The organism is Streptomyces sp. NPDC055955 (assembly GCF_042270245.1).
Lineage (GTDB): Bacteria > Actinomycetota > Actinomycetes > Streptomycetales > Streptomycetaceae > Streptomyces.
The window spans coordinates 1-6,848 of the sequence record NZ_JBHJYS010000013.1 but is presented as its reverse complement, the minus strand read 5'-3'; the positions used below and the strand labels follow the sequence as shown (position 1 = coordinate 6,848).

Below are 6,848 nucleotides of genomic sequence, written 5' to 3'. Positions count from 1 at the left end.
TGGGGGGGGGGGGGGGGGGGGGTTGGCGGGCTTCCGCCGGGCTCACGACGCCTCCCGCCGAGTCTCCGCGGGCGGTGGCGCCGTACTACGCGGGGGGGGGGGCCCCCCCCCGGGGGGGGCCCCCCCGCCCCTGTCTCCTGACCCCTAGGCCAGCGGCCCCGTGACGGGCTCCACGGCCGCGACGAGGTGCCCGCCGCGCACGAAGGCGTCGGCGGCCGCGAGGTCGGGCGCGAGGAACCGGTCGGGGCCGGGACCCTGAACTCCCGCGGCCCGTACGGCGTCGATCACGGCGCGCGAGGCGGGAGCGGGCGTGAGACCCTCCCGCAGTTCGATGCCGCGCGTGGCCGCGTACAGCTCGACGGCGACGATCCGCGTCAGGTTGTCGATCGCGGTTCGCAGCTTGCGGGCGGCGGACCAGCCCATGGACACATGGTCCTCCTGCATGGCGGAGGACGGGATGGAGTCCGCGGAGGCGGGCACGGCGAGCCGCTTCATCTCGCTGACCAGGGCGGCCTGCGTGTACTGGGCGATCATCAGGCCGGAGTCGACGCCCGCGTCGTCGGCGAGGAACGGCGGCAGCCCGTGGGACCGGTTCTTGTCGAGCAGGCGGTCGGTGCGCCGCTCGGCGACGGACCCGAGGTCGGCGGCGGCGATGGCGAGGAAGTCGAGTACGTAAGCCACGGGCGCGCCATGGAAGTTGCCGTTGGACTCCACACGCCCTCCCCCGGGGCCGAAAGCCTGGGAGGTACCCCCAGGCAGCACGACAGGGTTGTCCACGGCGGACGCCAGCTCGCGCTCGGCGACGAGCCGCGCGTGCGCCATGGTGTCCCGCCCGGCTCCGGCGACCTGCGGGGCACAGCGCACGGAGTACGCGTCCTGCACGCGCGGCGCGTCGTCCTGGTGGTGCCCGGTGAGCTCCGAACCCCTCAGCACGGCCAGCATGTTGGCCGCGCTGGCGCCCTGGCCGGGGTGCGGCCGGATGGCGTGCAGCTCGGGCGCGAGGACCTTCTCGGTGCCGAGGAGCGCCTCGAGCGACAAGGCGGCGGTGATGTCGGCGGACTTGTACAGGTTCTCGAGGTCGGCGAGCGCCATGACGAGCATGCCCAGCATGCCGTCGGTGCCGTTCAGAAGGGCGAGGCCCTCCTTCTCGCGCAGCTCGACGGGCGCGATGCCGTGGGCGGCGAGCAGCTCGCCGGCGGGGGCCACGACGCCGTCGGGCCCTTCGGCGTCGCCTTCGCCCATCAGCGTCAGGGCGCAGTGACTGAGCGGCGCGAGGTCGCCGGAGCACCCGAGGGACCCGTACTCGTGCACGACGGGCGTGATCCCGGCGTTGAGCACGTCGGCCATGGTCTGCGCGACCTCGGGCCGCACACCGGTGTGCCCGGAGCAGACGGTCTTCAGCCGCAGGAACATGAGCGCGCGCACGACTTCCCGCTCGACGCGCGGCCCCATTCCCGCCGCATGCGAGCGGACGATGTTCCGCTGCAGCTGGGCCCGCAGCTCCGGGCTGATGTGCCGGGTGGCGAGCGCGCCGAACCCGGTGGAGACCCCGTACACGGGCTCGGGCTTCGCGGCCAGCGCGTCCACGATCGCGCGGGCCGAGGCGAGCGCGGCCACCGCCTCTTCGGAGAGCTCGATCCGGGCATTCGCCCGCGCCACGGCGACGACATCCGCCGCGCTGACACCGGACGTCCCCACCACCACAGTGCGCATATCCATATTCAGGAGCGTACGAGGTGAAGAGTCCAATGTCACGACCGAGTTCGGGATGGACCCCTTACGCCCCCACGTCCCGCCCCCGGAGCCGGCGCCGCTCGCCGTCACCGACGGCCGGCGGTGGCGAGTCGGCCAGACGCACGACGGGATCGTCGGGCCCGTCCCGCCCTGCGACAACGGGTTTCACGGCCCGCAGCGCCTTGGCCCGGTACTGGGCGGCATCGGCAAGCCGGAAGAGCCGCCGCGCACTGAGCACCTCGCCGATCGGGTCGCCGGTGGAGGCGATCCCACAGGCGACCCCGTCCCCCAGCTCCAACTCGGAGGCGCGCACACACAGTTCCTCGCCCGCCCGCACCACGTCGTCGGCCTCGGGGCCCACCGCCACCAGGCAGAACTCGTCGCCTCCCAGCCGCGCGGCCAGGGCCCCCGGCAACATCGCGCCGCACAACGAGAGAACGGACCCGAACCGCTCCAGCAACCGGTCCCCGACCGCGTGCCCCAGCGAGTCGTTGACGCGCTTGAGCCCGTTCAGGTCACACACGACGAGAGAAACGACATCACCCCCGACGCGATACCGCTCGATGGCCTCGTCAAGGCGCATGTCGACGGCACGCCGGTTCGCGAGCCCGGTGAGGGCGTCGGTGAAGGCGAGCCGCCGCGCCTCCTCGAGCCGCTCGGTCTGCGCGATGCCCGCGGCGGCCACAGAGGCAAGCACGGTGGCGAAGGCGGCGTCCTGCGCGCCGAAGACCTCGGCGCCCTCGGGCCGGGCGACGTACAACTCGCCCCAGGCGCGCCCATGGAGCACGATCGGCGCGACGACACAGCAACCGCGCCGGCGCCGGCGCAGGGCGGCGACGCGCTGATGGCAGTAGCCGCCGCCCTCCACGGTCCCGGCGGCGGTCTCGACCCAGGCGCGCGGAGCACCCCCGCCTACCCACTGCTCGTGCAGGAACTCGGTGATCTCGGGGAACTGGTGAACGGGATAGGCCTCGTCCTCGGGAAACTCGATCTCACCCTCGGCGCGCTCCCCCACGTTCACCAGGACGCGCAGCCGCCCGCGCTCCCGCTCCCACACGGACAGTGCCGCGAAGGTGCCGGACAGGGCGCGACAGGCGCCGAGGGCGGCGGCCCGCCAGGACTCACGCGGAGACTGGGCCGCGGCCATCCCCTGCGCCATCGCGACCACGGCCCGCAACCGGACTTCCTCTCCCATAGGCCAAGATTAGGAAAGAAAGGCCCAAGTCGATACATTCAAGACCCATACGAGGCCGGGAATAGTCATTCACCGGGCCACTGAGGCGCCCGCTTCTCATTGAAGGCGGCGACACCCTCGGCCCGGTCGCCGGAGAAGGCGACGGACCGCCAGGCGGCGTCCTCGACCTCGAGCCCGGCGCGCAGATCGAGCCCGTACCCCACCCTCAGAGCGCGCTTGGCGGCCCGCAGCCCCACCGGCGAATGGGCGGCGATGCGCCCCGCCAGCTCGAGCGCGGCCTCACGGTCGTCACCCACCCCCACCACCTGATCGACAAGCCCCATCTCCAGGGCCTCCCGGGCCTCCACACGCCGCGCGGAGAAGATCAGCTCTGCGGCTCTCGCGGCCCCCACGCGCCGGGGCAGCAACTGCGTACCGCCGCCTCCGGGAATCACGCCCACCGACACCTCGGGCAGCCCCACGACAGCGGTCTCGTCGGCCACGATGAGATCGCAGGCGAGAGCGAGCTCGAACCCGCCACCGAGGGCGAACCCGTGCACGGCGGCGATGACGGGCATGGGCAGCTCGAGCACGCCCCCGTAGGCCCCCCGGGTCACGGGCCGCTGCCGAAGAAGCTCGGCGTCGGAGAAGGAGTTCCGCTCCTTCAGATCGGCCCCGACACAAAAGGCGCGAGCGGCGGACGAGGAAACGACGACAACCCGAGCACCACCGTCAAGCGCGAGAGCGGCACACGCCTCCCCGACACTCACGGCCATCGCGCTGGACACGGCATTCATGGCCTTGGGCCGATCGAGAACGAGCTCGGCGACAAAGCCGTGCCGCCGCACCTCGACGAACTCTCCGAACCGCTCGCTCACAGACCCTCCCGGTTAACGCCAGTTAACAACGGCAGAATCCTAGAGCGGCCGCCGCGTCAGAAGCCAGGGCTCGACGACACCGAGCCCCCGCACGGGCCGCTGCCACATGGGCTGCAGGGCGAAGCGGTACGAGGGCGCGGCCTCACCCTCCTTCTCGGCGAGAGCGGCGGCCTCCGCCTCGGAAGCGGGCGCCTCACCGGCCCGCTGCAGCTCCTCGGCGAACGCACCGTCGACGAGCACGGCATCCCGGGGAGCTATCGACGTGAGCCGGCTGGCGAGGTTCACGGTGGTGCCGAAGACATCGCCCATCCGGGTCGTCACGGTCCCGAAGGCCATCCCCACCCGCACCTCGGGCATGGTCTCGTCATTGGCCATGGTCTCGATGAGCCGCAGGGCGATCTCCGCCGCGACCCCCGAGTCGTCGGCGGCGTACAGCACCTCGTCACCCAGGGTCTTGATCAACCGCCCGCCGTTGGCGGCCACCAGGTCGGCAGCGGTGGTCTCGAACGCCTCGACGAGCTCTCCGAGCTCCTCTTCCTCCATGCGCCGGGTGAGCCGCGTGAACCCGACCAGGTCGGCGAACCCGACGGCGAGCCGCCGGTCCACCATCTCCTCGTCGTCAGCGGCCTGCACCACGCGCCCGGTGGCCGCGGCCAGCTGCCGCCGCCACACATAGACCAGGAACTCCTCCAGCTCGGGCAGGAGCAGTTCCATCAGGGGGTAGGTGACCTCGGTACGGGTCATCCCGGGCTCGGGAGGCTCGGTGAGCCCCTCCAGGAAGGAATCGATCTGCCACTCGGCGAGCCGGGCGGTGGTCTGGCCCGTGGACCGGGCGACCTGCACGGCCATGGCCTCGCTGAGCAGCCCGGCCTCGACCAGACCGGCAAGCCGCCGCAGGGCGAGCACATCGGCCTCGGTCAGCGCCTTGGCCTGCCCGATGTCGGCAAACCCCATGGCCCGCCAGAACCGGGAGGCGAGCTCCATGGAGACACCGGCGCTGCGCGCGGCCTGAAAAGGCGTGTACCGCCGCTCCGCGCCGAGAATGAGCTGCTCAAGACGGAGGGCAAGCGGATCCTCACCGCCGGCACCCTCCTCGACAGACCCGATGTCGGTTGGGTTGCCCGCGCCGGAGCCCGAGTCGTCGACGGTCACGCCTGCTGCCCTTCCGATCTGCCACGGTCATGTATCGACCGGCCTCAACTTTACGGCAGGTGTGCCGCAGCTCACTCCCACAGCACACACGAGTCCCGAGCCTCCGGCCACGTACAAACCGCCCTGAAAGTCCCACCGCCGCCCAGCCACGTACGAAACAAGGCCGGAAGACAACGAGCCCACCGGCGAGCAGCCGCGCACGAGACGAACCCCCGCACAGAGCGGGGGCAGTGCCACCCAACGATCAGCCGCGTACGAGATGTGCGGGGCCGGGAAGGCGGCGAGTCCCACCGGCGATCAGCCGCGTACGAGACGAGTCCTCACGCAGAGCGAGGGGCAGCGCCACCGAATGATCAGCCGCGGACGAGACGCGCGCGGCCGGGAGGACACCGAGTCCCACCGGCCGTGAGACGCCGACGAGACGGGAGGGGACGTGGGGGCATGTGCGCGCGCAGCCACCAGCACCACGTACCGGCGATCAGCTCGCCGACGTACACCCGTGGAACAGCGAGCACGTACATGCCCCCGCGGCCCCGCACCCGAAAGACGACCGGTCGCCGCGACGGCACGCACACAGGACGACCCGGCACAACGACGGCGCCCGGGAACGGGGAACCCGGCGCAGCGGCGGCGCCCCCGAACACGGAGCCCGGACCAACGCCGGCGCCCCCGAAAACGCCCCAGGCGCTGCCCCGGCCCCGCACCGGAACCCTGTCAGCCCCCCGCCCGCAGATGAACGACGTCCCCCGCGCCCACAGGCTGCTGCACCCCGTCCTCGGAGGCGATGACGAGCCGCCCGTCCCCGTCCACGGCAACCGCCTCCCCCACAAGCTCCTGCCCCCCGGGAAGCTCGGCCCGCACCTGACGGCCGAGCGTCGCGCACCCCGCCGCATAGGTCTCCTGGAGCCGCGACACCGCAGGATCCCCACCCGCGGCCCGCCACTCGACGAACCGCTCCTCCAGCGACCGGAGAACGGCGCGCAGCAGCGGATCCCGGTCGGTGGAGGCGGCCCCGGCCAGGGCGAGCGACCCGGCCCCCGGCACAGGCAGCTCGTCGGCGCGCAGCGAGACATTCAGTCCGATCCCGACGACCACCCCGTCCCCGGCACGCTCGGCGAGGATGCCCCCGGCCTTGCGCTCCTCGCCGCCCACATTCACCAACAGGTCGTTGGGCCACTTGAGGGCGGTGTCGACCCCGGCGGCCCGCGCGAGCCCCGTGGCGACGGCCACCCCGGTGAGCAGGGGCAGCCACCCCCACCGCGCCACGGGCACGTCGGCGCCGGGCTTGAGGAAGACGGAGAAGAAGAGCCCGGACCGCGCAGGAGCGGTCCACTGCCGGTCGAGCCGCCCGCGCCCGGCGCTCTGCGACTCGGCGACGAGGACGGCCCCTTCCTCGGCCTTGCCGCTCAGGGCGAGGGCGACGAGATCGGAGTTGGTGGACCCGGTGGCGGGAACAACATCGACGGAGGACCAAAGCCCTCCCCGCACGAGGGCGCGCCGCAGGGCGGCGGCGTTCAGCGGGGGCCGGTCCAGGTCCGACCACTGCTGACCGTCGTTCGCGCCGGAAGGATCGTCTGAAGCATTTCGGGGCGTCATGCAACCCACCCTAGGTGTGGTAAACGCCGCACTGCCGAACGGTATCGACGCCACTACGCTACGAGCCAGTAGCAACGGGCCAGGCCTCAACCGGCCCCGAACCCCGCCGCACCGCACCGCCGCGCCACAACGCCCCGTCCCGTCCTCACGTCCCCATTTGAGCAGCCAGGGAGCCGCATCCCGATGTCCGTTCCGCAAGAGCCCACCGTGTCCAGCGCCATCGACATCCACACGACCGCGGGAAAGCTCGCGGATCTGCAGCGCCGGATCGAAGAGGCCACGCACGCCGGCTCCGCACGCGCGGTGGAGAAGCA

The 6,848-nt window shown here is 72.4% G+C and carries 5 protein-coding genes; all 5 read right to left on the bottom strand.

Annotation, left to right across the window (positions count from 1 at the left end; translation table 11 throughout):
- Nucleotides 1–144: 144 nt before the first annotated feature.
- Nucleotides 145–1,713 (bottom strand): histidine ammonia-lyase, encoded by a 1,569-nt coding sequence (gene hutH / locus ACFC96_RS25140; protein ID WP_376614416.1) that lies wholly within the window; start codon nucleotides 1,711–1,713, stop codon nucleotides 145–147.
- Nucleotides 1,714–1,777: 64 nt separating this feature from the next.
- Nucleotides 1,778–2,929 (bottom strand): diguanylate cyclase domain-containing protein, encoded by a 1,152-nt coding sequence (locus tag ACFC96_RS25135; protein ID WP_376614201.1) that lies wholly within the window; start codon nucleotides 2,927–2,929, stop codon nucleotides 1,778–1,780.
- A 65-nt stretch (nucleotides 2,930–2,994) separates the two neighbouring features.
- Nucleotides 2,995–3,786 (bottom strand): enoyl-CoA hydratase/isomerase family protein, encoded by a 792-nt coding sequence (locus ACFC96_RS25130; protein ID WP_376614199.1) that lies wholly within the window; start codon nucleotides 3,784–3,786, stop codon nucleotides 2,995–2,997.
- A gap of 39 nt (nucleotides 3,787–3,825) precedes the next feature.
- On the bottom strand, nucleotides 3,826–4,938 hold the full coding sequence (locus tag ACFC96_RS25125) for an adenylate/guanylate cyclase domain-containing protein (protein WP_376257631.1): 1,113 nt from the start codon (nucleotides 4,936–4,938) through the stop codon (nucleotides 3,826–3,828).
- Nucleotides 4,939–5,652: 714 nt separating this feature from the next.
- Complete coding sequence (locus ACFC96_RS25120) at nucleotides 5,653–6,534, bottom strand: biotin--[acetyl-CoA-carboxylase] ligase (RefSeq protein WP_376614197.1); 882 nt, start codon at nucleotides 6,532–6,534, stop codon at nucleotides 5,653–5,655.
- Between the last annotated feature and the right edge of the window lie 314 nt (nucleotides 6,535–6,848).